The organism is Bradyrhizobium sp. BRP56 (genome assembly GCF_020194035.1).
Taxonomy (GTDB): domain Bacteria; phylum Pseudomonadota; class Alphaproteobacteria; order Rhizobiales; family Xanthobacteraceae; genus Bradyrhizobium; species Bradyrhizobium australafricanum.
The window spans coordinates 16,908-41,000 of record NZ_JADYVV010000042.1 but is presented as its reverse complement, the minus strand read 5'-3'; the positions used below and the strand labels follow the sequence as shown (position 1 = coordinate 41,000).

The following is a 24,093-nucleotide window of genomic DNA, read 5'->3' as shown; positions in this document are numbered from 1 at the left end:
AAGCGAGTGCGGAGGCGGCAAGGCCGTTGCCTGAACCGGCCGTCTCGGACATGCCGCTGCTGCGGATCGAGGGTGTCGCCAAGTCGTTCGGCAATTTCCGCGCGGTCGACAAGCTCTCGCTCGATATCCGCGCCGGCGAATTCTTCGCGCTGCTCGGCCCGAGCGGCTGCGGCAAGACCACGCTGCTGCGCATGCTCGCCGGCTTCGAGACGCCGGACGAGGGCCGCATCCTGCTTGGCGGCAGCGACATTGCCCAGGTGCTGCCGCATGAGCGGCCCGTCAACATGATGTTCCAGAACTACGCGCTGTTCCCGCATCTGTCGGTGCGCGACAACATCGCCTTCGGTCTGAAGCGTGCCGGCATGGCGCGCGCCGACATCGCGGCCCGCGTCGCCGAGATGGTCGCGCTCGTCAAGCTCGAGGGGATGGAGAAGCGCAAGCCCGACCAGCTCTCCGGCGGACAGCGGCAGCGCGTCGCGCTGGCGCGCTCGCTGGCGCGGCGCCCGCAGGTGCTGCTGCTCGACGAGCCGCTCGCCGCGCTCGACAAGAAGCTGCGCGAGAGCACGCAGGCCGAATTGATGGAGCTGCAGCGTCGGCTCGGCATGACCTTCATCATCGTCACCCACGATCAGGAGGAGGCGATGACGATGGCCGGCCGCATCGGGGTGATGGATGCCGGCCGTCTGGTCCAGGTTGCCACCCCGCGCAATCTCTACGAGGCGCCGGCCTCGCGCTGGATCGCCGAGTTCGTCGGCGACATCAATCTGTTCAACGGCGAGGTCACGTCCCGCGAGAACGGGCGCCTGACGGTCGCGACGGCTGATGCAGGCACCCTCGCGGTCAGCGAGCTGTGGCCGCCGGTGACCAAGCGGGTCGTCGCCGTCGCGATCCGCCCCGAGAAGGTGAAGCTGTCGCGCCGCGCGCCGGCAACGGACGGCGGCGCGTCGCAGGCGATCAACCGGCTGGAGGGCGTCGTCACCGACGTCAACTATCTCGGCGGCGTGACGAGCTACCGGGTGAAGCTGGAGACGGGCGCGGTGGTGCGCTCGTCGATGGCCAACACCGCGCGGCTCGATGTCGATGCCTATCTCGCCGGCCAGCGCGTGGTGGCATGGTTCACCGCCGACGATTGCCTGGTGCTCGAGCAATGAGCGCGCGCCGCATCTTCGCCCGGCCGGCGCGGTTTGCCGCGATCGCGCCCTATCTGTGGATGGTGCTGTTCTTCCTGGTGCCGTTCGGCTTCGTGCTGAAGATCAGCCTGTCGCAGACCGCGATCGCGCAGCCGCCCTATACGCCGGTGTTCGATTTCACCGAAGGCCGCGCCGCGCTGGCCGCGGCGTTCGCGCAATTGTCGTTCGACAATTTCCGCCTGCTGATCTCGGACAATCTCTACATCCTGTCCTATCTGCGCAGCCTCGTCGTCGCGGTGACCGCGACGCTGATCCTGCTCCTGATCGGTTATCCCATTGCCTACGGCATGGCGCGACTGCCGCAGCGTTGGCAGGGCGTGGCGATGATGCTGGTCATCGTGCCGTTCTGGACCTCGTTCCTGATCCGCATCTATGCCTGGATCAACATCCTGCAACATGACGGCCTGCTCAACCAGGTTCTGCTGGCGCTGCACATCGTGTCCGCGCCGGTGGTCTGGCTGTCGACCGACAGCGCGATGTATCTCGGCATCGTCTATTCCTATCTGCCGTTCATGATCCTGCCGCTCTATGCAACGCTCTCCAGGATGGACGCGTCGCTGCTGGAGGCAGCGGGCGATCTCGGCGCCTCGCCGTTGCAGGCGTTCTGGCTGGTGACATTCCCGCTGTCGCTGCCCGGCGTCGGCGCCGGCGCGCTGCTCTGCTTCATTCCGATTGTCGGCGAGTTCGTGATCCCCGATCTGCTCGCCGGCTCCAACTCGCTGATGATCGGGCAGACGCTGTGGCTCGAGTTCTTCACCAACAAGGATTGGCCGGTGGCGTCAGCCGCCGCGATCGCGCTGTTGCTGCTGCTGGTGCCGCCGCTCGTGCTCTACGACCGCCTGCAGCGGCGTCAGCTCGAGGCGAACCGCTGATGGCGCGCCCCGTCACCAGGCTCACCCGCTTCAACATGACGTCGCTGGCGCTCGGGCTGGCCTTCCTCTATCTGCCGATCGTCATCCTCGTGATCTACTCGTTCAACGCCTCGCGGCTGGTGACGGTGTGGGGCGGCTGGTCGCTGCGCTGGTACCGCGAGTTCTTTGGCGACCGCGCCATGCTGGAGGCGGCGTGGATGAGCCTGTCGGTCGCCGCGGTGTCGGCGACGCTGGCGACGCTGCTGGGCACGCTGGCGGCGGTCGGGCTGGCGCGGGGTGAGCGGTTCCGGGGGCGGGCGCTGTTCTCCGGCATGCTGTATTCGCCGCTGGTTATGCCCGAGGTGATCTCCGGCCTGTCGCTGCTGCTCTTGTTCGTGGCGCTGAATGCCGAGCGCGGCTTCTGGACGGTGACGATCGCCCACACCACGCTGACGATGTGCTTCGTCACCGTCGTGGTGCAGTCGCGCCTCGCCACGCTCGATCGCAGCCTGGAGGAGGCAGCGATGGACCTCGGCTGCAATCCGGTCCGGGCGTTCCTCCTGGTGACGCTGCCGCTGATCGTGCCGGCGATCGTGGCCGGCTGGATGCTGGCCTTCACGCTGTCGCTCGACGACGTCGTGATCGCGAGCTTCACCACCGGCCCGGGCTCGGCGACGCTGCCGATCCGGATCTATTCCGAGGTCCGGCTCGGCGTGAAGCCCGAGATCAACGCGATCTGCACGCTGGTGATCGCACTGATCGCCGTGATCATCGTGATCGCCTCGTTCGCCTCGAAACTGTCGAGCGCGCGCGGCGAGAGCGCCGCGCCGCTGTAGTTTCCGTCATTCCGGGGCGATGTGAAACATCGAACCCGGAATCTCGAGATTCCCCGATGCGCAATTGCGCATCTGAGGTCTGGTGCTAGCGCACCATCCCGGAATGACAGCGCGTCACGACTTGACGGCGCCGGCGGTCAATCCGCCCACCATGTAGCGCTTGAAGGCGTAATAGACCGCAGCCGGCGGCAATGCGTAGATGAAGCCGGTGGTCATCAGGAGCTCCCATGGCGAGTCGTCCGCGGCAAGGAAGTTGCCGAGCGCGACCGGCAGCGTGATGTCGGTGTCCTTCGACAGCAGCAGGAAGGCGTAGAGATATTCGTTCCACGCGAGCAGGATCGCGTAGGTGCCGACCGCGACCAGCGACGGCATCATCAAGGGCACATAGACCAGGCGGAACAGCTGCAGCGTGGTGGCGCCGTCCATCGTCGCGGCCTCGTCGAGCTCGACCGGCAGCTTGTCGGAGGCCTGCTTCAGGACCCAGATCGCGTAGGGCGCGGCGATCGTCACCATCGCGAGGATCAGCGACCAGTGATTGTTCAGCAGGCCGTAATTGCCCATGGTGCGGTACATCGGCACGGCGAGGAACGCGGCCGGAATGAAGTAGGTGAACAGCGCCATGTTCATGACGGCGCGGCCGCCCGGCACGCGCAGCCGCGAGATCGAGAACGCGGCGGCTGTGGCGACGAACAGCGTCAGCGCGCCGACCGCGAGCGCGATCACGGTCGAATTCCAGAACTGGATCCAGAAGTCGCGCAGGAAGTAGTGCTGCTGGTTGAACACGATCTCGAAATTGTGCAGCGTCGGATGCGTAGGCCACAGCTTGCCGGAGAACGCGTCCTCCTTGGGCGAGATCGCGAACACGAACATGTGGTAGATCGGGATCATGGTCCAGATGAAGACCGGGATGCCGATCAGGAGCAGCTTGGCTTCGGTGCCGACTTCGCGGAGGGTGGGCAGCTTCATCGCGACAACCGTTTCATCATGTAATAGACCAGCGGCAGCACGAACGGCATCGCGCAGACGATCGAGGCCATCGCCAGCGAGAGCTGGTCGAGGCGCAGATAGCGGATGCCGAGGGTCGACAGCACGTGGGTGAGGTCGGCGGGCCCGCCGCCGGTGAGCAAATAGACGCTGTTGAAGTCGCCGAGCGTCCAGATCATCGAGAGCAGCGTGCAGGTGACGTAGAGCGTCTGCATCGACGGCCAGGTGATGTAGCGGAATTTCTGCCACCAATTGGCGCCGTCGACGTCGGAGGCCTCGTACAGATCGTGCGAGATGGCGAGCCGCCCGGTCAGCAGGATCAGCGTCCAGAACGGCAGCGACTTCCAGATGTGCACGCCGATCGCCATCGCCAATGCGACCGAGGGATCGTTCAGCCAGTTCGGGCCGTCGTCGCCGGTGAACTTGAAGATCAGCTGGTTGACCACGCCCCATTCCGGATTGAGCATGAAGCGCACCGACAGGATGGTCGGGATCGAGGGTACCGCCCAGGGCAGGATGAAGATGACAGACAGCCACCTGATCCACGGCCGCTGCTGGGCGAAGAAGCCGGACAGGAACAATGCGATCAGCATCTTGATGTTGATGCCGATGACCAGGAAGATCAGCGTGTTGACCGCCGCGCGCGCGAAGATCGGGTCGTGATAGAGCGCGACATAGCTCGCCGGATGGCGCGCCAGCCACAGGCCGTAGCCGACCGGATAGACCACGAAGGCGAGGAAGACGAGCAGATAGGGCGCGAGCAGCACGATGCCCCAGACCTGCGGCGGCGACAGCCGCGCCGACAACGGCGGCGAGGGGACATCGGATGCGGAGAGTGTGATCGCCATTCGGTTACTCTTTGAGCAAGCTACCGCTTGCGCCTACGCCTACTTGTCGTCCCTGCGAAAGCAGGGACCCATAACCACCAGCTTTCGTTATTGCCGATGACCAGCTTCTTTCAAAACGACCGCCGCGGCGTATGGGTCCCTGCTTTCGCAGGGACGACAAAGCATACGCTCGCGGCGACCATCATCGGTTGCCTTACCCCGCGACCTGCTTGATGCGGGCGATCAGTTCGTCGACGGCCTTGTCCACCGGCACCTTCTCGCTGACGACGCGGTTCATGGCCTTGGCCCAGACGTTCTCGTTGTTCAGGATGGTGAACTTCCAGTTCTTGGTAAAGTCGAACGGCGCGGTGCCGCCGGTGAACTGATTGTAGACCGCCTTGCGATGCCGGTCAGCCTGCCAGAACGGGCTCGCCTGGCTTGCCTTGGTCACCGGGAACCAGCGGCCGAGCGCGCCCTCGACATAGGGCCGCAAATTGTCTTCCTGCATCAGGAAGGAAATGAACTGCTTGCCTTCCGCCTTGTTCTTCGCGTTGGCGAAGATCAGCCCGGTCTTGACGTCGGAGCGGTAGCGGATCGTCGATCCGTCCGGCGCCTTCGGGAAGGACGCGGTGATGATGTCCTGCTCATAGGCCTGCTTGCCGGCGGCGCGCTGCGCGTCGGTCAGCGCCGGGTTGGTGGAATCCTCGAACCACTTCGCCGCGATCGAGATCGTGAAGTTGTGGGTCATCACGATCGTCTTGTTGTGGAACGCGACGTTGTTGTCCGGGTCCTTCCAGGTCGTGGAGGAGGGCGGCGAGCAGGCCTTGATGTAGGTGTCGGTGTAGTCCTTCAGCGCGTGGATCAACCCGTCGCGCACCTTGGGATCGTCGACCAGGAGCTTGCCGTCGTCGTCGACCAGCTTGACGTGATAGGCGTCCATGAAGGTGTAGAACGACTGGAACGAGTCGGTGGATTCCACGCCCATCGGCTGGCCGACGCCGTAGATGCGCTGGCCGGTCGCCTTGCGGATCGCCGGCTGCACCTTGTCGCACCAGAACGACCAGTAATCCTCCCATTTGGTCGGGATGTCGGCGGCCTTGAAGCCGGCCTTCTCGAGCATGTCGCCCCAGATCTGGACGTGCATGCTCTGCTGCTTCAGGGGGAAGCCGTAATAGGCCTTCTTCTTGGCGACGTCGTTGTAGAGCAGCGCCGTCTCCAGCGTGTTCGGCGCGAACGCATCCTTCATCGGCAGCAGGATGTCGGAGAGATCTTCGAGCTTGCCTTCATAGGCCCATTTGCCCTGCGCCTGCACGTCGTAGGAGTCGGAATAGGCGACGTCGGGCACGGTGCCGGAATCGAGCGCGGCGACCGTCTTCGGAATCATGTCCTGGATCGCGTATTGCGACAGTTCGACCTTGATACCGGTCTTGGCTTCGAATTTCTTGATCGTCTCGAGCAGCGCGTCGTCTTCGGATTTGTAAAATCCCTTGCCCCACCAGACGGTGATCGTCTTGCCCTGGGCGAGAGCGGGTGCAGTTGCGGCGAACAGGCCGACCGCGGCGACCGCAATTGATAGCGCACCGATAACCTTGGATCTCACGTTGTTCTCCCTCATGAGGCCGGCTTTTTAACCGGTTGGAGAAAACACTAGCGCATGCCCGTGACCCGATAAAGATGTCGCGCCGCCGACTTGCGTAGGGGTTTGCGGCGAGCGCGTGGATCGGTCCCGGTGCATCGATGCGCAAAGTGAATGGATTCGATCAGTTCGACTTCGCATTCTCGGCCGACGCTGCCGGTGCGCTACCGGGCGCGCCTGCCGCAGCATCGGGCGCGGCCGCGGGCCGTGCGGCGCCGCCGGTGAAGCGCTCGATCACCGAGCGCACCGCGTCGCGGGTCTTGCGATCCTTCACCGCATCGAGCAGCGGGGCGGAGGCCGGCGAGCGGCGGATCAGGCTTTCCGGATCGGGGAAGATCAGCGGATCGTCCCACGGCCCCTGGATCACGAAGGGCAGATCGAAACCGTTGCCGCCGGCCGATGCCGAGGTCAGGCTGGCGACGCCCTTCAGATCGTATTCGCGCGACGGCACCGAGGCCGTGCCGGTCAGCGTGATCTTCGCCGTGGGGCTTTCGACATGAATGTCGTCAGCGGTCGCGACGCCGTCGGCGAATTTCACCGAGATGCTGAGATTGTCGTAGGGCGTCGAGCCGGAGCGGAAATTGCCGCCGCCGGACAGCGGCCGCTTCTCCAGCCGCTTCAAGAGCTGCTCGACATTGAAGCCCGCGATCGCGCCGTCATGCCCGTTCAGCGTCGCGGTGCCGTCGAGCGACGACGCGAGCCCGAACGGGCTCGAGCCAGAGGCCGTCAGCGAGACGTTGAGGTTGCCGCGGCCGGACAGCTTGTTGATGCCGAACAATTCGCTGGCGCAGGCCTGCAGATCGACATCGGTGAACTGGAATTGCGCCCTGACGTCGGCGACCGCATCCGAGCGCGCGATCGCGAACGAGCCCTTGGCGATGCCGCCATACATCTGCGCCTCGCCGACGCTGAGCGCCAGCGCGCCGCCGCGCAGATTGGCGCCGAATGCGGTGCGGCCGAGCTTGGACGGGCCGACCGTGACCTTGGCCGCCGACAGGCGCATGTCGAGATCGGTCGACGACAGCGAGGACAGGTCGAACAGCTGCCTGTTCCAGTCGCGCTGGCCGCTGGCCAGCAGGCGGAACGTCGAGATGTAAGGCGTGAAATCGAGATTGCCGGCGGCAAGCGTCGCCTGCAGCGTCTGCCGGCCGTTATTGGCGTAGGTCATCACGCCCTCGGCGACGTTGCCGTCGAGCTCGACATTGACATTGGTGAGCGCGACCGAGCCGCCGACCACATTGGCGCGGGCCTTCAGCGCGAAGCGGCCGAAGCCGCCACCGCCGCCGGGCGGGGCCTGTCCCATCCAGCGCAACGCGTTGCGCAGCGACGGTGAGTCCATGGTGGCGACGCCTTCCATCATCAGGCTGGTGCGGTTGGCGACGGTTCCGTCGAAAGCAACCTTCAGCGGCGCGCTGGCGAGCCGCGCCTTCAGGCCGGAGCGGTCACCCGACAGCAGCGCGACGAAGTCGCTGGCGCTGATCGAGCCGTCGACGCGCTCGCCGCGCCAGTCGAACTGGCCGGTTGCGGCAAAGGAGCGCGAGATCGAGGGCCAGGCCAGCGACAGGTCGATATCGCCGAGCTGCTCGGAGATGTTGTTGGTGCCGTCCTGGTAGTTCAGCTCGCCGTCCTGGATCCGGATTTCGGAGAACGACACCTGGTTCTCGGCGCCGGGCGTCATCGCCTTGGCGATGGTCTCGACGAACGGCGTCCAGTTGCTCTCGCCGGCGCCGTCGCGGACCACATGGATATGCGGACGGAGCATCATGACGTCGGCAATCTCGAACCGCCGCAGCAACAGCGGCAGCAGGCGCAGATTGGCGGTCAGCACGTCGACCTGGAGGGCGGGACCGATGGTATCGGCGCCCTTCAGCCCGACATTATGAAAGGAGACGTAGCTGCCCGGAAAAACCGAGACGTCGATCGGGCCGTTGACGACGAGCTCGAGCCCGGTCACGGCGCGGATCTGCGCCTCCACCGCGCGCTGCAGCGCGTCCCGGTTGAGGAACCACGACGTTCCGACCAGCCCGACCAGTGCCAGGCCGAAAAGCGCCGCGATCGGCATCCCCAGGCGCTTAATTCCTTGGGCCATCGTCAATGACATATCCGGGTCGGGTTGAATTTTGTCGGGTCGTCGTCGAACACAGCGGGCTCTCGCCGGAGGCCCCTGCCAACCCACGCAACTTGAAGGGTTTTCTTGTCGCTTTCAAGGCCATGTTGCTGCCGCGGGCCGCCGCCCGTCGCCGCACCGGGCCGTGATTGACGCATTGCGAAGATTTCGCCTAATAATCCGCTTTGCCACAGCCGTTCCGCGCCCTCCATCAGGTATTCGCTGCATGAACAAAGTTTATCCCGACGCCAAATCGGCACTCGATGGTCTCCTCAAGGACGGCATGATGATCATGTCGGGCGGCTTCGGCCTCTGCGGCATCGCCGAGACCCTGTCCGACGCGATCCGCGAGTCCGGCGTCAAGGGCCTCACCGTCGTCTCCAACAATGCCGGCGTCGACGGCATCGGCCTCAGCCGGCTGCTGGAGACCCGCCAGATCAAGAAGATGATCTCGTCCTATGTCGGCGAGAACAAGCTGTTCGCCCAGCAGTATCTCGCCGGCGAGCTCGAGCTCGAGTTCAACCCGCAGGGCACGCTGGCCGAGCGCATCCGCGCCGGCGGCGCCGGAATCCCGGCCTTCTACACCAAGACCGGCGTCGGCACGCTGATCGCCGAGGGCAAGGAAGTGAAGGAATTCGACGGCGAGAAGTACATCATGGAGCGCGGCCTGTTCGCCGACGTCGCCATCGTCCATGCCTGGAAGGGCGACACCGCCGGCAACCTGGTCTACCGCAAGACCGCGCGCAACTTTAACCCGATGATGGCGACCGCCGCGAAGGTCACCGTCGCCGAGGTCGAGCACCTGGTGCCGGCCGGCGAGATCGATCCGGACCACATCCACACCCCCGGCATCTTCGTCAAACGCATCGTCGAAGTCGGGACCGGCAAGAAGCGGATCGAGTTCCGCAACACCCGTCCGCGGCCCGCCGCTTAAAACCCATTTCTTCAGGAGAGCCACATGGCCTGGACCCGTGAACAGATGGCCGCCCGCGCCGCCAAGGAATTGCGCGACGGCTATTACGTCAATCTCGGCATCGGCATCCCGACGCTGGTCTCGAACTACATCCCCGACGGCATCGACGTCAGCCTGCAGAGCGAGAACGGCATGCTCGGCATGGGCCCGTTCCCCTATGAGGACGAGGTCGACGCCGACCTGATCAACGCCGGCAAGCAGACGGTGAGCGAGCTGCCCTCGACCAGCTATTTCTCGTCGGCCGATTCCTTCGGCATGGTGCGCGGCGGCCATATCGATCTGTCGATCCTCGGCGCCATGCAGGTGGCGCAGAACGGCGACCTCGCCAACTGGATGATCCCCGGCAAGATGGTGAAGGGCATGGGCGGCGCCATGGACCTCGTCGCCGGCGTCAAGCGCGTCGTGGTCGTGATGGAGCATTCCGCCAAGGACGGCCCGAAGCTGCTCAAGCAGTGCAACCTGCCGCTGACCGGCGAGCGCGTGGTCGACATGGTCGTCACCGATCTTGCGGTGTTCACCATCGACAAGCACGGCAAGGACGGCATGGCGCTGATCGAGCTTGCCGACGGCGTCACGCTCGACGAGGTCAAGGCCAAGACCGAGGCCGAATTCCGCGTCGCGCTGAAGAACACCTGAGATGATCGGCGCGGGAGGATCGTCGATCCGTCCCGCACGATCCGACGACGCCGGCTTCATCGCCCGCATCGTCCTGGCCGCGCAGCGCGGCCCATTGCCGCGTGGCTGGTTCGACATCGCGCTCGACCGGGGCGAGGCGGAATGCCTGGCGTTCATGACGCGGCTCGCCGTGGCGCGGGTGCGGTCATGGTATCACGTCGCCCATTTCCTGATTGCTGAAGTCGATGGCGTGCCGGCCGCCGCGCTGTGCGCGATGCCGGCATCCGGAACCGTCGTCGCGGCACGTGCGGCGATCGAGGAAGTCGCAGCGGAGACCGGCATGGATGCCGATGCCATCGTCGCGCGCGGCGGCTATGCCCGTAACTGCTGGGTGCAGGGCGGCGAGGGCGATTGGCTGATCGAGCATGTCGCCCGACAAGCGTCCCATCGCGGCGGCGGCCTGGTGCAGGACTTGATCCGCCGCGCACTCGCCGACGGCAAGGCGGCCGGTTACACGCAGGCCTCGATCTCGTTCCTGATCGGCAACGACGCCGCCGAACGTTGCTACGCCAGGGCCGGCTTCACCTTCGCCGAAGAGAAGCGCGACGCCGCCTTCGAAGCACTGACCGGCGCGCCGGGCTTTCGCAGATTTGCGCGGGCGATGTGAACAGGGCGCACGGCCCACATATACATCTGTCGTCCCGGCGAAGGCCGGGACCCATACGCCGCGGCGGATGTCGCAGGCAGGACTCGTCGTTGCAATCGCGCATGACAATTCGCATCGGTGGTTATGGGTCCCGGCCTTCGCCGGGACGACAGTGAGTGTGCGGCACGGTTTGTGAGTCATACGCCCGCATTTTCGCGACATGGTTTGTCCGAGTTGACAGGTTTTTGCTGAGTTTCCCGTCGGGCAGCCACACGGCGCGGCGCATTCGGCGCCCGTCGCCCTCGCCGGCTTGTCCGGTCGTCCATGCAATGGCAGAATTGCGCCATGTTGTGCAAAATCGGACACGGGCCATGCCACTTATCCGGATCTGGGTCTATGACGGCATCCTCGCTTCGGGTGTGGCGGGGATTGTCGACGTGTTCACGGCCGCCAATTCGGTGACGACGCGGCGGCCGCGACGTCACAGCGGCAAGCCGTCACAGCTGCGGTGGCGCGTCGAATCATTGAATGGCCGGCCGGTCCAGACGGCGTCAGGCCAGATCATCGGCGTCGATGGACCGATCGGCGCGCGGTCTTCGGCGGACGCGGTGGTGATCCCGGGACCGTTCGTCGGCGATATCGAACGTTTCTTCGCCCGGCTCGATACCGTCGAGCCGCTGCTCGCGGCGCTGCGGCGGCAGCATGAGCGCGGTACCCTGCTCGCGTCCTATTGCACCGGCAGCTTCATCCTCGCCGAGGCCGGCCTGCTCGACGGCAGGGTTGCGACCACCCATTGGGCGAAGGGGCGGACATTCGCGATGCGCTACCCGGCGGTGGATCTGCGCGTCGCCGAGATCCTCACCGAGCAGAACCGCATTGTCTGCTCGGGCGCGGTGACCACCTCGCTCAATCTCGCGCTTCGGCTGGTCGAGAAGTTCGCCGGTGCCGACGTGGCCGCGGAGACCGGCAAGCTGATGCTGATCGACAGCAATCGCATCTCGCAGGCACCCTATGCCAGCCGCGCGCGCGACACGCAGCACTCCGACGCGCTGGTTGCGCGGGCGCAGAGCATGATGGAGAAGTCGCTGCAACAGGGCTTCAGTCTCGCCAGACTGGCCCGCGACCTTTCGGTCAGCGAGCGGACGTTGAACCGCCGCTTCAAGCTGGCGGTCGGCGAGGCGCCCTTGCAATATCTGCAAGCGCTGCGGGTCGACGTGGCCAAGCGCCTGATCGAAACCACGCGGCTGAAGCTCGACGCGGTCAGCGCGCGCGTCGGCTACAACGATCTGTCGACCTTCCGTCGTCTGTTCAAGCGCGAAACCGGGCTCTCGCCCCGTGAATACCAGCGCCGGTTCGTGCGCAGGGTCGCCGCGAGCTGAGAACGCCGTGTCCGAATTTGCCCTAAGAATGGCGATACTGCCACTGCTGCCGGGAGTACGCCGCGCATAGACCTCGTCCTGTCAACAACAGGAGGTCGCCTCAATGCCGATGATCGACGTGACAATTCCCGAAGGAGCCCTGAAGCCGGAAGCGGAAGCGCGGCTCATCAAGGAGCTCGGCGATATCCTGATCGGCCACGAGGGGTTCGATCCGGCGAACAAGGTTGCGCAAGGCGTCACCGTTGTCTTCCTGCATCGGCCGGCCGCCGTTTATGTGGCGGGCCGGCCGTCGCCATCGCCACGATTTCGCATCGTCCCGACGGTCCCCGAGGGGCAGTACACCGAAGCCTCGCGCGCGGCCTTGGTGAAGGACGTGACCGATGCGGTGGTACGCGCCGCCGGCGGTTCGTTCGAGGACGTGGCGCCGCAGGTCTGGGTGTTTCCGACAGAGATCCCCGACGGCCAGTGGGGCAGCCGCGGCGTCATTCGTCCGCTGCCGGACATCCAGGCCTTCATCGCCGGCGAGCACGAGCGCAAGGTCGGCGAGGCGCGTCTGGCGCGACGGCGGCGCGTCAAGGCGCTGGAGTTGCTTGCGGGCGCGCTCGACGCTGCCCGCAAGGGCGTCGACTGACGCGGGCACAACCATGACATCCGACACGCATTTCAGACTCGCGGCGGTCCAGGCCGCCGCGGTGCCATTCGATCGCGACGCCTCGCTGGAGAAGGCCTGCCGCCTGATCGGCGAGGCCGGCGCCATGGGCGCGACGATCGCCGCCTTCGGCGAGACCTGGCTGCCCGGCTATCCCTTCTTCTGTCACGCGCCGACCAGGCCGAACACGTTTCGCGCGATGGCCGAATATCTCGACAACGCGGTCGAGATTCCCTCGCCCACGACCGATCGGCTCTGCGCCGCCGCCGAGGCCGCCGGCATCGATGTCGTGATCGGCGTCGCCGAACGCGATGCCGTGACCAAGGGCACGGTCTACTGCACGCTGCTGTTCATCGGTCGCGAGGGACGGCTGCTCGGCCGCCATCGCAAGCTCAAGCCCACCTTCAACGAGCGCTCGGTGTGGGCCGATGGCGATGCGGCGGGTCTGCGCGTGCATGAGCGGCCCTATGGCCGGATCAGCGGCCTCAATTGCTGGGAGCACAACACGATGCTGCCCGGCTATGCGCTGGCCGCGCAGGGAACGCAGATCCACGTCGCGGCGTGGCCGGGGCGGGAGCCCGCGGTGGCGCCACCGTCGCCGACGCCGCTCTGGCCGCGGCAGTTGTTGCTGTCGCGCGCGTTCGCCTCGCAAGCCGGCTGCTACGTCATCGCGGTCGGCGGCATGCGCTCGCACGAAATCACGCCGGAACGTTACCGCGAACTCTCGACGATCGAGTACAGCGGTGACAGCGTCATCATCGATCCGCGCGGCGAGGTCATCGCGGGTCCGGCGCAGGGCGAGACCATCCTGATCGCGGACGGCTCGCGGGAGGCCGTGCTCGCCGCCAAGGCGCTGTGCGATATCGGCGGCCATTATTCGCGCCCCGACCTGCTGCGGCTGATCGTCGACCGCAATCCGCAGGAGCGGGTCATCGACTGCGGCTTGGCCGGGCGTGTCACGCCGGAGATGTGGGAATGACGCGACGGCGCGGGCAACCCGCGCCGTCAAAGCCTGTAGCGAGAAAGGTCGCTCCGTGTCACGAAGCTTCCTGCGGAATTGCGGATGGTGATTCCTCGCCCTTGAGCTCCTCGAGGCTGCGGTGCCGCGGCTCGATGCCGAGCGCCCATACGGTGATGATCTGCACGATGAGCAGTCCGATCATCAGGGCCATCACGCCGGCGACGCCGCGCGCTTCGAACAGCATCACGACCAGGAATGGTGTCACGATGGTGGCACCTCGACCGAGTGTGTTGACGATGCCGGATGCCCGCAGCCGCACCTCGGTCGGGAACAGTTCGGGAATATAGATGCCGAACAACAGCGCGACCAGGACATAGATCGGCACGGTCAGCGCGAAGCCGACGGCCGGCAGCAGGAACGGATCCGAGATCATCGGATAGATGACGCCGAGGATGATCGAGATCAGCGACGCGCCGATGATCGTGGGCTTGCGGCCCCAGCGGTCGGCGGTCAGGGCGCCGATCGCCGAGCCGATCGGCGCGCCAAGCGCCATCAGCAGCGAGTAGCCGAACGAGGTCGCGACGGACAGGCCCTGCTTGATGAAGAACACCGGCAGCCAGGTCACGAAACCGTAGAGCAGCGTATTGATGGTAATCAGGCATACCGCGCCGACGATCATGCGGGACAGCAGCGGCGCGGTGAACAGCGTGGCGAGATCGGGCGACACCGGTGCCGGCGTTGCAGCCGCGGGGGCCGGCAAGGGCTGCCCCTGGGAAGCCTCCTTCTCGATCGCCTGCATCAGCGCCTCGGCCTCGGCGGTGCGTCCCACCGCCTCCAGCCAGCGCGGCGACTCCGGCAGCGACTTGCGCAGGTACCAGACGATCAAGGCGCCGACGCCGCCCAGCACGAACATCGCGCGCCAGCCGAATTGCGGGACGACGACCGATGCGACCAGCAGCGCGATGGGCAGGCCGGTCACGACGCAGACGGCGGTGAAGCCGAGCCACTTGCCGCGGCTCCGGGCCGGCACGAACTCGGTCATCGTGGAATAGCCGACAACATTTTCGGCGCCGAGACCGACGCCCATCACGAAACGGCAGGCAATCAGAAAGGCCATGTTTGGCGCAAACGCCGCCGCCAGGGACGCGATGCCGAACAGCAGCAGATTGAACTGGTAGGTGAAACGCCGTCCGTAACGGTCGCCGAGGAAGCCGGTGCCGAAAGATCCGAGCATCATGCCGACGAAGGTTGCGGAGATGAACGCGGCGTTTTGGGCGAGCGTCGAGAACCCGGTTTTCAGCGTCACGCCGAGCACGGTGCCGGCGATATAGATGTCGAAACCGTCGAAGAACATTCCGATCCCGATCAGGATCATGATCCGGCGGTGGAATGGTCCGATCGGTAGCCGATCGAGGCGGCTCCCGGCATTGACCGATGTCGACATATGCGCTCTCCCCTTGACTGTTTCCTCGGTGATACGGCCCGCCATCTGTGGGCGGTTTGCCGCTTTGCTCGACTGCGGCTAGTTCAACCGGCGCTGGCTGGCCGTGTCGCGGTACCAATCGAACGGCTGTTCGTGGGTCGCGACCATCACGCTCTTGGTGTTGAAATGGTCGTCGAAGCTTTCGGTGCCGCATTCCCGGCCGATGCCGGAATCGTCAACGCCGCCCCAGGGCGAGGCCGGATCGAGCCGGTGGTGATCGTTGATCCAGACGATCCCGGCCTTGACCGCGGCGGCCACGCGATGCGCGCGCGCGACGTCGCGGGTGCGAATGGCGGCGGCGAGGCCAAAGGGCGAATCGTTGGCGAGCCGGAGCGCGTCGGCCTCGTCCTTGAAGGGGGTCACCGAGGTGAAGGGACCGAATACCTCCTCCTGGAAGATCCGCATGTCGGATTTGACGTCGGCGAACACGGTCGGTTCGACGAAATAGCCGTTGTCGTGGCCCGCGACCTTTGCGGCCACGCCGCCGGTGAGCAGCCGCGCGCCGTCTTCATGACCGTAGCGCGCGTAGCTGAGAACGCGGTCGCGCTGGCGCGCCGAGATCACCGGCCCAAGCTGCGTGTTCGGATCGAACGGATCGCCAATGCGGATGGTGCGGGTCTTGGCCTGCAGCTTTTCGACGAACTCGTCGTAGATCGAGGCCTGCACGATATGGCGCGACGCGCAAACGCAGGTTTGGCCGGCGCCGATGAAGGCGCCGAACGCGGCATAGTTGACGGCGCGGTCGACGTCGAAATCGTCGAATATCATCACCGGCGTCTTGCCACCGAGCTCCATGGTCTGGTGCGCGAACACCTTCGCCGCCGCACTGCCCGCGATGCGGCCTGGTTCGGTCCCGCCGGTCAGCACAAGCTTGTTGATGTCGCCATGCTCGGCGAGCATCTTGCCGGCGCTCTGGCCGAGGCCAAGCACGATGTTGAAGACGCCGGGAGGCAGTCCGGCCTCGCTGAAGATCTGGGCGAGCTTCAGTGTCGTCAGCGGCGTGTATTCCGATGGCTTGACCACGGTGACGCATCCGGTCGCCAGCACGACGGCAAGCGACTTGCACAAGATCATGAGCGGGTGATTGAAGGGCGTGCAGTTGGCGACGATTCCGATCGGCGTGCGCAGGGTGTAGTTCAGATACGCGCCCTCGACCGGAATGACGGAATCACGGCGCGACAGCGCGAGTCCGGCGAAGTAGCGGAAGAAATCCGGCAGGCGCGACAGCTGCGCGCGGGTTTCGTTGACGGGACGGCCGTTGTTCAACGTCTCCAGCCGATACAGCGCGTCGAGATTGGCTTCGAACGCGTCGGCGAGCCTGTTGACGAGCCGGGCGCGCGCCCTCGTGTCCATCCCGCCCCACGCCTTGCCTTCGAACGCGGCGCGCGCGCTCTTCATCGCACGGTCGATATCCGCGGCGGTCGAATTCGGAATCCGGGCGATGACGTCGCCGGTCGCGGGATTGCGGACGTCGAGCATCTCGCCGTCTCCGGCCTCGACCTCGCGTCCGTCGATGAAGTTGCCGTGGATCTCGACGTCGATCGTCGCGGGCTTCGACGGAATGTTCATGATGACCTCTCTTCGACGATGACGGCGTTGCGCTTGAGTGCCGGCAGCACGCGCTTTTCGGTCGCCGCGATGTGAGCCTTGATGATGCGGGCCGCGGTGCGTGCCTCGCGCTGCTGCATGGCGTCGATCAATGCGACATGCTCGGCCACGAGCTTCGCCGGGTCGTGGCCCTTCAGATTGGAGACGCTGACGCGCACCAGCCGGTCGGCCTGGCCGATCAGGTCGCAGAGCGTGGTCGCCATGCGGCGGTTGCCCGATGCGTGCGCCAGCGCCGAGTGGAAGCCCCGATTGTAGGTGATGAAGTCCTCATGGCTGCCGGAGAAGCGGCGGAATTCATCGAGTGATTTCAGGATGCTGTCGGGCGCGCTCTCGATTGCTTCGGCGACGCAGGCCGGTTCGAGCGCAAGGCGGAAGCGCAGCAGATCGCGGGCGTCGGACAGCGAGATCGGATTGACCCGGTAGCCCTGGCGGGGCTGCACCGTCACGAGGTGCTCGCGCTCGAGCCGCAGCAAGGCGTCCCGGACCGGCTGCCGGCTGACGGCGTAACGCTCCGCCAGATCCTGCTCTCGTATTTCATCACCGGGAGCAAGCTGACACGATAAAATATCAGATCGCAGGTTTTCGTAGATATTCTCGCGGAGAAGGATCATTTTTTGGATCTCCTGCCCGGTAAAATGCAGTTTGTGAAATATCACGTCAAGCTGAAATCCTTGAAATCCGGGTGATTTGATTTATCAATCGTCCGCAGGGGCGCTTCGGAGCCCAAATGCGCGAATTTCGGGCGCGATTTGAAAGAGAGCGACGATGGACAGGCTTTTGGCCAACCGCACAGTCAACGCAGCCCAGTCGGGCGAGGGGCCGCCGCTGGTCCTGTTTCACTCGCTGCTGTCGGATCGCGCGAGCTTCGATGCGATCGTGCCGGAGCTTGCCCGCTCGTTTCGGACCATCGTGCCGGAACTACCGGGATTTGGTCGGTCGAGCGCGGTTGAGGGTGGCCTTGCCGCGATTGCCGACCGGATGGCGGACGCGGTGCATGACGCGGCTGATGGCGCGCCGGCCATCGTGCTCGGCAATGGTTATGGCGGGGTCGTCGCGCTGCAGATGGCAATCCGCCACCCGGCGATCGCGAGCCGGCTGATCCTCGCCGACAGCGGTGCGGCATTCTCCGAGCCGGGCCGCGAGGCGTTTCGCAACATGGCCAGGGTTTCACGTGAGAAGGGGCTCGCCGCGATCACCGACATTGCAATGCGCCGGCTGTTCGCACCGGATTTCCAGGCACAGCATCCCGCGCTGATGCAGGATCGCCGCGACGCATTCCTGCGCACCGATCTCAACGTGTTCTGCGCGGCCTGTGACGCGCTGGCGAACCTCGATCTTCGTGCCGAACTACGCAGCGTGACCGTACCGACACTCGTCGTGGTCGGCGAATATGACGAGGCGACGCCGCCGCCGATGTCATACGAATTGGCAGGCGGCCTGCCGAGAGCCAAGCTGAGGGTCATTCCGGGATGTGCGCATGTCCCGCAACTGCAATCGCCAAAACTGTTCCTCGATACGATCGGCGATTTCCTGGCGATCAAGCATAACGCGCCCACCTGAGGCACGCACAAACGGCTGGATCGCGCCGCGGGTCACGCGGCGGCGTGCCGACAATTTGGGCAGAACGCCCAGCTAATGCCGTTTGACGCGACAACATCTCTGCCTAGTCTGACTGGAGACGGAGATGAAACATGCGAGCGATCCTTGATCACTGCACCGGCGGTCGCAGGCGCAGCTTGCCGGCCGGCACGGATTTCATCGAGGAGGGCGGCAAGATCGGTCATCTGTTCGTGCTGCTCGAGGGCAAGGTGGAAGTCGTGAAGGGCGACAGCCTGGTGGCCGTCATCGACGAGCCCGGCGCGGTGTTCGGCGAGATGAGCGTGCTGCTCGACCGGGCGCACAGCGCCAAGGTGCGCACGGCCGCTGATTGCGTCCTGTACGAGTTCGACGATGCGGCGTCGTTCCTGCGCGAGCAGCCGGCGGTGGCGCTGCTGATCGCGCAGCTGCTGGCGCAACGGCTTCATGTCGCCACGACCTATCTCGCCGACCTGATGCATCAATATGCCGATCACGGCACCCATCTGGCGATGGTCGGCGAGGTGCTGCAGAGCATGATCAACCTGCCGCCGATGCAGGTCGCGCCAGGCTCGGATCGGCAATCCGATCCAAGGATATGAGCCAGTCCGGCGCCTCGTGCACAGGAGCCGCCGGCCGCGACAGCGGCGCCTTGAGGTCGATCATCTGCGCGTCGCCGGCCGCGAGCCAGAACGCCTTGTCCTGCGCGAGATCGAGCACGATGTAGACCGGGGGACGGCCGGGCTGCAGGCCGGTGTTGAACACCCAGCTCGCTCCGATCCGGTCGAACCACGAGCCGCTCTGGATGAACGGCGACTGATGCACATGGCCCGAGATCACCATCGCCGGATGGTGGCGCGCGATCCAGCCGAGCAGCTCGGCGTCGCCGAAGAAGCGCTTGCCGCCCCAGCTGGTCGGCGAATCCGCCGGCGGGGCGTGATGGACCCAGACCCAGCGGCGGTGCGGCACCGCGGCCGCGGCGCGAAGCTGCTCGTCGATCCGTGCCTTGACCAGCGGGCCGTCCCACCACGGGCACACCGTGAACAGCGTGTCGCCGATGGTCAGATTGTCGCCGTCGCAGGCGACGCCGAATTCCCGGATGCCGGCGACCCAGCGCGCGATCTTCTCGCCCTCCGGGTTGCGCTCGTCGAGGTCGTGATTGCCCGAGCAGAAGATCACCCGCGTGAGATCGGCGAGCCGCGACAGGTATTTCGTGACGACGACGATCTGGGCGCGGAAATCGACCGCCGAGCCGAGGTTGAGCGCATCGCCGGCGAAGATCACCAGATCGAATTGCGGTGCCGCCGCCAGCAGCCAGTCGAACTGCGGCAACGAGTAATGCAGATCGGCGACGACAAGACAGCGCATCGGTGAAATCCGAATGCCCGGAAAATGGGCGGGGCCGCACGGCAATGAATTCAAACAAGCCGAATCGCAGCAAGATCTATGCCGCGCCGCGCGGGTCCGACGCGACAGATGTTCGCAGTGTCCTGGAATCGGCCGGCAACAGCGCGAAGGGCGGATCGCGGCTCACGCCCGCGCTGCGGCGTGAGCGAAGGTCACCTCGATCAGCGTGCCGGTGCGGCCGCCGGTCCGGATCTGGAATTTGGCGCGATTGGCTTCGACCAGCGCCTTGGTCAGCGACAGGCTGACGCCGCCGGAGCCGGCCTGATCTGAAGGCGTCGGGGCGCGGAACGGCTCCAGCGCGGCGGCGACCTCGTTGTCGTTGAGACTCTGCCCGGTGTCGCGCACGCGCAGCATCACCTCGCCGAAATCCGACAGCGCGGTCGAGACGATCACTTGGCCGCCGGCATTGGCGAGATGGATCGAGTTGCCGATCAGGTTCAGCGTGATCTGGCGCAGCGCGCGGGCGTCAGCGACCACAGGCGGCAGCGTGTGGGCGAGCGAGGTGCGGATGATGATGCGCTCGCGGTTGGCCTGCGGCTGCATCACTGCGACGCAGCTCTCCACCATTTCGTTGAGGTTCTGGCTGGCGAAGGCGAGGTCGAGCTTGCCGGTCTCGATCCGCGACAGATCGAGCAAATCGTTGACGATCGCGATCACCCGCTCGCCGGAGGCGCGGATGTCCTTCATGTATTCGACATAGCGCTCGTTGCCGAGCGCGCCGAAGCGCTCGCCGATCATCACCTCGGCAAAGCCGATGATGGCGTTGAGCGGCGTGCGCAGCTCGTGGCTGATCCGCGCCAGCATGTCGGACTTGGCGTTGGCGGCGCGTTCGGCGAGCCGCCGCGCCTCGCGCAATTCGCCCTCGCTCTTTTTCGTTTGCGAGAGATCACGGAACACCGCGAAGAAGTTCGGTCCATCGGCGCGGGTGCGGCCCATCGTCACCGACAGCGGGATGATGCCGCCCTGGCGGACGCGGCCGAGCGTCTCGCGGCCATGGTCGAGCAGGCTGGCGACGCCGGCCGATTTCAGGCTGGCAAGATAGTCGAAGATGCCGTGCTGGCTTTCCGGCGCGAACAGATCGGCGAGCTTGCGGGTGACGAACTCGTCGCCGTCATAGCCGAACAGCGCCTCGGCGCTGCGGTTGCAGGAATGGATGTTGCCCTCGGCATCGAACATGATGATGCCTTCGGCCGCGGTGTCGAGGATCGCGCCGAGCTCCTCGGCGTCGGCGTGGCCGGCCTGCGGCTCAGCCGGCGCAAGCAGCGGCTCGGCGGCCGCCGCAGGCTCTGGCTCGGACAGCGCGGCGGCGATCGCGGCATCCTCGTCCAGCGTGCGCGAGAAGATCAGCGCCAGCGCGGAATCGTCGTCCCAGGTGATGGTGTGCAGCCGCGCTTCGGCGGACACTGACTGCGCGCCGTGCTCGGTGCTCTGGTTCGCGGAGATCGTCACCGGCGTGCCGGTGCCCGACGTGCTGCTCGCCTGCGAGACGCCGGGCTCGACATAGAGCGCGTCGAGACCGCCGACGGCCTCCAGCGCGTGCAGGCTGTCATGGCCCATGCGCGAGAGGAAGGCGTGGTTGGCATAGAGCAGGCGGTCGAGGCGGTAGATCAGGATGCCGACCGGCAACAGATCGAGCAGCGCGCGGTCGCGCCGGGAGTCGGCGCGCGGCGCCGGCTCCGCCGCAGCGAGCCAGCTGGCCTTTGGTGTTTCCGCCGGCGTCTCCAGCTGCGCGACCGCCTCTTGCGGCGCCGTCTCTGCTTGCTGCGGCGGTTCGCTTGCGGGCGGCGCTTCGCCGACCGGCTCGGCCAGCACGCTGTCGTTCGTGGTCGCGGCGAGGCCGGCCTCGTTCTCGAGCCGCGCCGACAATTGACGGGCGAGCTCGTTGAAGGCGTTGTTCTCGACCGGCGTCAGCGATGGCGGCCGGGTGTCGCCGGCGGGACGGAACGGCACCACATTCGGTGGCGGGTCGTGACGCACTTCGTGCGTTTCCTCGTGCGTTTCCACGGCGTGATCCGGATCGGCTCGGTGTGAAGTCTCTGCGGCTGTCGGTTCGGTCAATTCCTCGGGTGGTGCTGCTGCGGTCGTGTCGGGCGGCGGCTCCGCGTGCGGCGGAGGATTGTCCTGTGGCGCGGCGGGCCCGGGCGGCGCAACGGTGCGCGGCGCCGGTGCGACATCGGCCGACAGCGATTGCGGCCCGATCGTGCCGCTGAAGAACTCATAGCGGCGCAATGCGGCGAGTCGCGCAAGCCCGTCGAGGTCGCGACACACACCAAAGCCGCGATAGCCGGCGAAATTCCTGGCACGATCGAACACCGGCAGGCCGGACAGTTCGACCGGCAGCCGGCCGCCGGCGTCGACCGGCCAGTGCAGCGTGATGCCGCTCCAGGTGTCATGGCTGGCGAACGCCTGCATGACGCGGCCTTCGGGATCGAGGCCAAAACTCTCGGCGATATCGCTCCACAGCCGGCCGAAGCCCGCCGCGGTGTGCAGGCCGATCAGGCGGGTGAATTCATCGGAGCCGAGTGAGAAGCGGGCCTCATGGTCCATCTGCCACATGAAGCGCAGCGGATGCCGCCGCACCGGCAACGGCTCGTCGAGCCAGGATGGCGGTGGCACCGGCGCCAGTGTCGCGGGCTCCGGTTCGGCGACGGGCGCAGGCGTGGGCGCATCCGCGATCGCATAGGGCGAGGGGGCGGGATCGGCCGGCGGCGCTGATGTTTCCGGCGCGTTGGCCGTCTCTGCGAGATCAGGCGCGGACTCCGGCACGGACTCTTCGGCGTGCGTCTCTGTGGGCACTTCGATCAACGCTTCCGACACCGGCTCCTCGACGGCGGGGCTTTCGTCGGGCGTGGTGTCGAGAGGTGCGGTCTCGACGGGCGTCGGCTCTGAATGCGTGAGTTCTGCCGACGCAAGTGGCGGGGCAAGAGGCGTAGGCTCTTCGATCTGCGCGCCGTCCGGGTCCGGCACTTCGATCAGTGCTTCCGACAGAGGTTCCTCGGCGGCAGGTGTTTCGTCTTGCGTGGTGTCGAGAGCTGCGGTCTCGACGGGCGCCTCTACGTGCGCCGCCTCTGCTGCCGCGGCAGATGGAGCAGCATTCTCAGGTTTGGATTTGGCCGCGCTGACGAGCGGCTCGATTGTGACGCGCTCTTCCAACTGCGGATCCAGCGCGTCGAACAGTGTGAAGGCGATCGGTGCTGCGCAGGCCGTCGTGGGAGCTTCGTCATGCGCAACGGCTTGTTCGACAACTGCAGGTGCTGGCGGCGACTCCACGGCGATGGCCTTTTGCTGCGCTGGCGCTGCGGGAGCCGGTGCTTCGGGCGCAGCCGTCTCCGGCTCAACTTGCTCGGGCACGATCGGCGCCGCCGGCTTTGCGGCGAGATGCGGCGCCGGCTTGATCAACGCGACCAGCGCGCGATCGGCGCCGCGGCCGATCCGCTGCAGCACGACGCGGCCGATCGCAACGCTCGCCGCCGCGCGGCCCTGCGCCAGCGCCTCATCGCGCGCGGCATCGAGACCGGCTTCGGTGAGGTCGTGCAGGCCGGGCAGCACACGCGCCGCCTCATTGGTTGCGACCAGCAGTCCGTCGCTGGTGAAGGCGGCGGCTGGACGCGGCAAGCCGTGCAGCAGGCGCTGCAGGCGTTCCGCGAGCGGCATGCCGCGGCCGGTCGCGTTGAGCGCGGTCATCAGGATGCCGTGGCTGCCGTCCGGCAGGTCGATGCGGGCGCAGCCGCAGGTCGCAAGCATGCCGGGCGCAGCGCCGAAGCCGCGCAGCCGCTCCAGGCGGACCGCGCCATTGGCGTTCAGGCTGTGGCCGAGCCGCGCGACCTGGCGGCGGTGCGGATCGGCCGGGCCGAAGCCGCGCTTCGCCAGCTCGGCGCCGTTGGCGGCACCGAATACCTGCGCGCCGACCGGATTGGCCCAGAGAATCCGCGCGCCGTCGGCCGCCCACAGCCATGCCGGCAGGGCGCCCGTCGCATGATCCGCCAGCCTGACATCGCCGAGCGCCTGGATCTGGAATTCCGCGTCACTCATCACGCAAGATTTGACCGCATGGGTTTGGCTTTCTTCCTTAAGCTCAGCCGAAGGCCCGGCAGCCGCAGGACGACAGCCTTAACAGAAGGTTAGTATCGCAACTGGGGAACGGCAGGTCCATGTCCGCAGCGAAACTGCCCAGCCTTAAGCCGGGATAACGTTAACTTGGCTGAACGATCCACAGCCGTTTGGCGTTGTCGGGCTAAAGAGAGGTTGCTGCGAGCCGCGCGATGCGGAACCGGGCGGCGCCGCGTCACACCTGCGATTGCAGTGCCACGATATATTCTGCCGTCTATCTTGCCCTGGGCCCGCAGGGCCAAGCGGCGGGCCGATC

The 24,093-nt window shown here is 66.1% G+C and carries 20 protein-coding genes; 11 read left to right on the top strand and 9 right to left on the bottom strand.

The genetic code is table 11. The annotated features are described in order from the left end of the window. Nucleotides 1-50 precede the first annotated feature (50 nt). From I6F38_RS26725 to I6F38_RS26715, 3 genes are read left to right on the top strand one after another with little or no spacing between them, the layout of a single operon-like run. Nucleotides 51-1,151 carry an ABC transporter ATP-binding protein gene (locus I6F38_RS26725; protein WP_225162450.1) on the top strand — a complete coding sequence of 367 codons (1,101 nt, stop codon included), beginning with the start codon at nucleotides 51-53 and terminating at the stop codon, nucleotides 1,149-1,151. Beyond that, nucleotides 1,148-2,062: an ABC transporter permease subunit gene (locus tag I6F38_RS26720; RefSeq protein WP_225162428.1), complete on the top strand. Its 915-nt coding sequence runs from the start codon at nucleotides 1,148-1,150 to the stop codon at nucleotides 2,060-2,062. Before I6F38_RS26725 ends, I6F38_RS26720 begins: the two co-directional genes overlap by 4 nt. Then, nucleotides 2,062-2,877: an ABC transporter permease subunit gene (locus I6F38_RS26715; RefSeq protein WP_225162427.1), complete on the top strand. Its 816-nt coding sequence runs from the start codon at nucleotides 2,062-2,064 to the stop codon at nucleotides 2,875-2,877. The genes I6F38_RS26720 and I6F38_RS26715 overlap by 1 nt, the downstream gene beginning before the upstream one ends. Before the next feature lie 114 nt (nucleotides 2,878-2,991). Here I6F38_RS26715 and I6F38_RS26710 read toward each other — a convergent pair whose 3' ends face one another. The 4 genes from I6F38_RS26710 to I6F38_RS26695 form a co-directional block, all read right to left on the bottom strand. Then, nucleotides 2,992-3,843, bottom strand: a complete 852-nt coding sequence (locus tag I6F38_RS26710; protein WP_016843362.1) for a carbohydrate ABC transporter permease — start codon at nucleotides 3,841-3,843, stop codon at nucleotides 2,992-2,994. Further along, complete coding sequence (locus tag I6F38_RS26705) at nucleotides 3,840-4,709, bottom strand: sugar ABC transporter permease (RefSeq protein WP_092085065.1); 870 nt, start codon at nucleotides 4,707-4,709, stop codon at nucleotides 3,840-3,842. Before I6F38_RS26705 ends, I6F38_RS26710 begins: the two co-directional genes overlap by 4 nt. Before the next feature lie 193 nt (nucleotides 4,710-4,902). Then, complete coding sequence (locus I6F38_RS26700) at nucleotides 4,903-6,288, bottom strand: ABC transporter substrate-binding protein (RefSeq protein ID WP_225162426.1); 1,386 nt, start codon at nucleotides 6,286-6,288, stop codon at nucleotides 4,903-4,905. A gap of 160 nt (nucleotides 6,289-6,448) precedes the next feature. After that, entirely contained in the window at nucleotides 6,449-8,413 is a 1,965-nt protein-coding gene (locus I6F38_RS26695; protein ID WP_069280107.1) for an AsmA family protein, read from the bottom strand. A 244-nt stretch (nucleotides 8,414-8,657) separates the two neighbouring features. Here I6F38_RS26695 and I6F38_RS26690 point away from each other — a divergent pair, with 244 nt between their 5' ends. The 6 genes from I6F38_RS26690 (at nucleotide 8,658) to I6F38_RS26665 (ending at nucleotide 13,672) form a co-directional block, all read left to right on the top strand. Beyond that, nucleotides 8,658-9,365 (top strand): CoA transferase subunit A, encoded by a 708-nt coding sequence (locus I6F38_RS26690; protein WP_016842309.1) that lies wholly within the window; start codon nucleotides 8,658-8,660, stop codon nucleotides 9,363-9,365. Between the two features lie 24 nt (nucleotides 9,366-9,389). Then, nucleotides 9,390-10,040: a 3-oxoacid CoA-transferase subunit B gene (locus I6F38_RS26685; protein WP_018268725.1), complete on the top strand. Its 651-nt coding sequence runs from the start codon at nucleotides 9,390-9,392 to the stop codon at nucleotides 10,038-10,040. 1 nt (nucleotide 10,041) lies between these two features. Beyond that, nucleotides 10,042-10,686 carry a GNAT family N-acetyltransferase gene (locus tag I6F38_RS26680; protein ID WP_225162425.1) on the top strand — a complete coding sequence of 215 codons (645 nt, stop codon included), beginning with the start codon at nucleotides 10,042-10,044 and terminating at the stop codon, nucleotides 10,684-10,686. Nucleotides 10,687-11,036: 350 nt separating this feature from the next. After that, nucleotides 11,037-12,044 carry a helix-turn-helix domain-containing protein gene (locus tag I6F38_RS26675; protein WP_225162424.1) on the top strand — a complete coding sequence of 336 codons (1,008 nt, stop codon included), beginning with the start codon at nucleotides 11,037-11,039 and terminating at the stop codon, nucleotides 12,042-12,044. 103 nt (nucleotides 12,045-12,147) lie between these two features. After that, nucleotides 12,148-12,675 (top strand): tautomerase family protein, encoded by a 528-nt coding sequence (locus I6F38_RS26670; protein ID WP_057019026.1) that lies wholly within the window; start codon nucleotides 12,148-12,150, stop codon nucleotides 12,673-12,675. A 13-nt stretch (nucleotides 12,676-12,688) separates the two neighbouring features. Beyond that, nucleotides 12,689-13,672, top strand: a complete 984-nt coding sequence (locus I6F38_RS26665; protein ID WP_225162423.1) for a carbon-nitrogen hydrolase family protein — start codon at nucleotides 12,689-12,691, stop codon at nucleotides 13,670-13,672. A 58-nt stretch (nucleotides 13,673-13,730) separates the two neighbouring features. Here the strand turns inward: I6F38_RS26665 and I6F38_RS26660 are convergent, their stop codons facing one another. The 3 genes from I6F38_RS26660 to I6F38_RS26650 form a co-directional block, all read right to left on the bottom strand. After that, nucleotides 13,731-15,098 carry an MFS transporter gene (locus I6F38_RS26660; protein WP_028336020.1) on the bottom strand — a complete coding sequence of 456 codons (1,368 nt, stop codon included), beginning with the start codon at nucleotides 15,096-15,098 and terminating at the stop codon, nucleotides 13,731-13,733. Nucleotides 15,099-15,176: 78 nt separating this feature from the next. Continuing rightward, the gene (locus tag I6F38_RS26655) at nucleotides 15,177-16,706 is read right to left on the bottom strand and encodes an aldehyde dehydrogenase (protein ID WP_225162422.1); all 1,530 of its coding nucleotides are present in this window, start codon (nucleotides 16,704-16,706) and stop codon (nucleotides 15,177-15,179) included. Continuing rightward, nucleotides 16,703-17,356, bottom strand: a complete 654-nt coding sequence (locus I6F38_RS26650) for a GntR family transcriptional regulator (RefSeq protein ID WP_075969134.1) — start codon at nucleotides 17,354-17,356, stop codon at nucleotides 16,703-16,705. The genes I6F38_RS26655 and I6F38_RS26650 overlap by 4 nt, the downstream gene beginning before the upstream one ends. A 154-nt stretch (nucleotides 17,357-17,510) precedes the next feature. Between I6F38_RS26650 and I6F38_RS26645 the strand changes: the two genes are divergently transcribed. Together I6F38_RS26645 and I6F38_RS26640 are read left to right on the top strand one after the other, a co-directional pair. Continuing rightward, nucleotides 17,511-18,305, top strand: coding sequence for an alpha/beta fold hydrolase (locus I6F38_RS26645; protein ID WP_225162421.1), 795 nt, complete (start codon nucleotides 17,511-17,513; stop codon nucleotides 18,303-18,305). Nucleotides 18,306-18,436: 131 nt separating this feature from the next. Next, on the top strand, nucleotides 18,437-18,922 hold the full coding sequence (locus I6F38_RS26640) for a cyclic nucleotide-binding domain-containing protein (protein ID WP_225162420.1): 486 nt from the start codon (nucleotides 18,437-18,439) through the stop codon (nucleotides 18,920-18,922). On the opposite strand, the gene I6F38_RS26635 is transcribed toward I6F38_RS26640, so the two are convergent. Continuing rightward, nucleotides 18,861-19,688 carry a metallophosphoesterase gene (locus tag I6F38_RS26635; protein WP_225162419.1) on the bottom strand — a complete coding sequence of 276 codons (828 nt, stop codon included), beginning with the start codon at nucleotides 19,686-19,688 and terminating at the stop codon, nucleotides 18,861-18,863. The genes I6F38_RS26640 and I6F38_RS26635 overlap by 62 nt on opposite strands. 162 nt (nucleotides 19,689-19,850) lie before the next feature. Then, a complete protein-coding gene (locus I6F38_RS26630) occupies nucleotides 19,851-23,759 on the bottom strand; it encodes a PAS domain-containing protein (RefSeq protein WP_225162418.1) in 3,909 nt (1,302 codons plus the stop codon). Nucleotides 23,760-24,093 lie beyond the last annotated feature (334 nt).

Bases quoted from the DNA above. Each gene is read 5' to 3' on its own strand.
- I6F38_RS26650 (WP_075969134.1), bottom strand. From the start codon at position 17,356: ATGATCCTTCTCCGCGAGAATATCTACGAAAACCTGCGATCTGATATT.
- I6F38_RS26630 (WP_225162418.1), bottom strand. From the start codon at position 23,759: ATGAGTGACGCGGAATTCCAGATCCAGGCGCTCGGCGATGTCAGGCTG.
- I6F38_RS26725 (WP_225162450.1), top strand. From the start codon at position 51: ATGCCGCTGCTGCGGATCGAGGGTGTCGCCAAGTCGTTCGGCAATTTC.
- I6F38_RS26635 (WP_225162419.1), bottom strand. From the start codon at position 19,688: ATGCGCTGTCTTGTCGTCGCCGATCTGCATTACTCGTTGCCGCAGTTC.
- I6F38_RS26705 (WP_092085065.1), bottom strand. From the start codon at position 4,709: ATGGCGATCACACTCTCCGCATCCGATGTCCCCTCGCCGCCGTTGTCG.
- I6F38_RS26675 (WP_225162424.1), top strand. From the start codon at position 11,037: ATGCCACTTATCCGGATCTGGGTCTATGACGGCATCCTCGCTTCGGGT.
- I6F38_RS26645 (WP_225162421.1), top strand. From the start codon at position 17,511: ATGGACAGGCTTTTGGCCAACCGCACAGTCAACGCAGCCCAGTCGGGC.
- I6F38_RS26665 (WP_225162423.1), top strand. From the start codon at position 12,689: ATGACATCCGACACGCATTTCAGACTCGCGGCGGTCCAGGCCGCCGCG.
- I6F38_RS26660 (WP_028336020.1), bottom strand. From the start codon at position 15,098: ATGTCGACATCGGTCAATGCCGGGAGCCGCCTCGATCGGCTACCGATC.
- I6F38_RS26690 (WP_016842309.1), top strand. From the start codon at position 8,658: ATGAACAAAGTTTATCCCGACGCCAAATCGGCACTCGATGGTCTCCTC.
- I6F38_RS26680 (WP_225162425.1), top strand. From the start codon at position 10,042: ATGATCGGCGCGGGAGGATCGTCGATCCGTCCCGCACGATCCGACGAC.
- I6F38_RS26695 (WP_069280107.1), bottom strand. From the start codon at position 8,413: ATGGCCCAAGGAATTAAGCGCCTGGGGATGCCGATCGCGGCGCTTTTC.
- I6F38_RS26640 (WP_225162420.1), top strand. From the start codon at position 18,437: ATGCGAGCGATCCTTGATCACTGCACCGGCGGTCGCAGGCGCAGCTTG.
- I6F38_RS26710 (WP_016843362.1), bottom strand. From the start codon at position 3,843: ATGAAGCTGCCCACCCTCCGCGAAGTCGGCACCGAAGCCAAGCTGCTC.
- I6F38_RS26715 (WP_225162427.1), top strand. From the start codon at position 2,062: ATGGCGCGCCCCGTCACCAGGCTCACCCGCTTCAACATGACGTCGCTG.
- I6F38_RS26670 (WP_057019026.1), top strand. From the start codon at position 12,148: ATGCCGATGATCGACGTGACAATTCCCGAAGGAGCCCTGAAGCCGGAA.
- I6F38_RS26685 (WP_018268725.1), top strand. From the start codon at position 9,390: ATGGCCTGGACCCGTGAACAGATGGCCGCCCGCGCCGCCAAGGAATTG.
- I6F38_RS26720 (WP_225162428.1), top strand. From the start codon at position 1,148: ATGAGCGCGCGCCGCATCTTCGCCCGGCCGGCGCGGTTTGCCGCGATC.
- I6F38_RS26655 (WP_225162422.1), bottom strand. From the start codon at position 16,706: ATGAACATTCCGTCGAAGCCCGCGACGATCGACGTCGAGATCCACGGC.